The organism is Micromonospora acroterricola (assembly GCF_003172955.1).
In the GTDB taxonomy this organism is placed as follows: Bacteria; Actinomycetota; Actinomycetes; order Mycobacteriales; family Micromonosporaceae; genus Micromonospora; species Micromonospora acroterricola.
In genome coordinates, this window is record NZ_QGKR01000349.1 from 1 (window position 1) to 1,549 (window position 1,549).

Annotated in this window: 1 protein-coding gene and 1 pseudogene; both read left to right on the forward strand. The window is 75.9% G+C overall.

Annotation, left to right across the window (positions count from 1 at the left end):
- Positions 1-447 (forward strand): annotated as a pseudogene (locus DKT68_RS31280) (hypothetical protein); the annotation flags it as partial.
- A 59-nt stretch (positions 448-506) separates the two neighbouring features.
- Positions 507-1,549: bifunctional adenosylcobinamide kinase/adenosylcobinamide-phosphate guanylyltransferase (locus DKT68_RS29250; protein ID WP_201749237.1), on the forward strand; the 1,043-nt coding region annotated here is incomplete at its 3' end.

The window sequence follows — 1,549 nt, forward strand, 5'->3', positions numbered from 1 at the left end:
GACCCGGCCGCGTCCGCAGCGGATCCTCGCGGGTCGAGTGCCGCACCGACCGGCACGGCCAGCGCCAAACCGACGCCGACCGGCGGCGGCGGCCCGTCCAGCCGGCCCAACCCGTACACGGCGGCGCAGGCGTGCGGCAGCGGGTACCAGGTGATCGACTCGGCGACGCTGACCGGCGGGGACGGTGGCCGGCGGGGACGGGTCTACCTGCTCTACCACGCGGGCAACGGCAACAACTGCGTGGTGACGCTCAAGGACACCGCCGTCGGCGCGAAGTCGACGGTCTCGGCGTACCTGGAGGTGCAGGGGAAGACCCGCAGCACCGACAGCGGGTCGTTCGACTACTACGCCGGGCCGGTGCGGGCCAGCGCCGCCGGGGCGTGCGTGAAGTGGGGCGGCGCCACCGGCGGAGTCAGCTACGGCAGCGGGTTCGAGCACTGCGACTGACCAACCGCGACAGCCGGGCCGGCAGGCAGCGGCACCTCGGGCGGCCTTAAGGTACGGGCATGTCCGTTGACGGGTGGAACACGGTCCTGGTGCTCGGCGGTATCCGGTCCGGCAAGTCCGAGTTCGCCGAGTCCCTGGTAGCCGACGCGCCAGTGGTCCGCTACCTCGCCACCGCTCCGGAAGGCGACCCGGAGGACACCGAGTGGGCGACCCGGCTGGCGGCGCACCGCGCCCGGCGACCGGGCAGCTGGACCACCGAGGAGACCGCCGCCGACCCGCGGCGGCTCGCCGACGTGCTCGCGTCCGCCGAACCGAACGAGACGCTGCTCGTGGACGACCTGGGCGGCTGGGTGACCGTGCTGCTCGACCCGGACCACCAGCCCGCGGACGACGTCGCGACGATCGCTGAGCTGGCCGAGGCGGTCCGCACCTGCTCGGCACGGGTGGTGCTGGTCAGCCCGGAGGTGGGGTTGTCGCTGGTGCCGACGACGCCGCTGGGCCGGGCGTTCACCGACGCGCTCGGCGCCGCCAACCGCGCGGTGGCCGACGCCTGCGACGCCGTGGCGCTGGTGGTCGCCGGTCAGCCGGCCTGGCTGAAGCCGGCCGCGCCGCTCGCCGTCGCCACCGCGCCGGCGGCGTCCGTGACCGCGCCAGCGGCGTCCGTGACCGCGACCGCGGCGGTCGGCTCGGGGCCGGTCGATGTCGAGCCCACCCCCGAGGTTCAGCTGCCGGACGTGCTGACCCACACGCCGCCGGTCGCCCCGAACGCGGAGCCCGGCAACCCGTGGGCCGCACCGACCATGGCGCTGCCGATGGTGGCCACCGGGCTGGTCATCCAGCCGGGCATGGAGCTGCCGATGCCCGACGAGTACGCCGGCCCGCAGGCCGTGGACCGGCTGGCCACGCTGGACGTGCCCGGGGCCGGGCTGGGTGTGCTGGACCGGGTGGTCGCCTTCGCCGCCGCCACCCAGGGCACCGCCGTCCCGGCCGCCTGGGGTTCCGTTCGGGTGCTGCTGCTGCACGGTGACCACGCCGGCGGCGCGTCGGCGGGCACCGTGGCCGGCGAGTCGGCGCGCCGGGCCGGGCAGGCCCTGTCTCTTAT